Raw genomic sequence first — 291 nt, 5'->3', positions numbered from 1 at the left:
GAGGACCTGCGTCCCGTGGTGCTGCCGGAGAGCGGGCTGGCGATCTCCGCCATGCTGGCGCAAATTCTCGGCGTGCGGGCCGGCGATGACGTCGAGGTCGACCTGCTCGAAGGACAGCGCCGGACCGTGAACCTGCCCGTCGCCGCGTTGGTCGAGGATTACTTCGGCATTCGGGGCATGATGAACGCCGACGCCCTGTCGCGGCTGATGCGGGAGGCACCGGCCGTCAACAGCGTCCACCTGGCGCTGGACGAAAGCCGGCTCGATTCCCTCTACGACACCGTCAAGGAG

Annotated in this window: 1 pseudogene; it reads left to right on the top strand. The window is 67.7% G+C overall.

Annotated elements, in window-relative coordinates:
* Positions 1-291 (top strand): annotated as a pseudogene (locus KBI52_RS00445) (ABC transporter permease); the annotation flags it as partial.

The sequence above is a fragment of the Microvirga sp. HBU67558 genome (assembly GCF_018069605.1).
GTDB lineage: Bacteria > Pseudomonadota > Alphaproteobacteria > Rhizobiales > Beijerinckiaceae > Microvirga > Microvirga terrae.
This window is presented reverse-complemented; position numbering and strand designations above follow the sequence as displayed.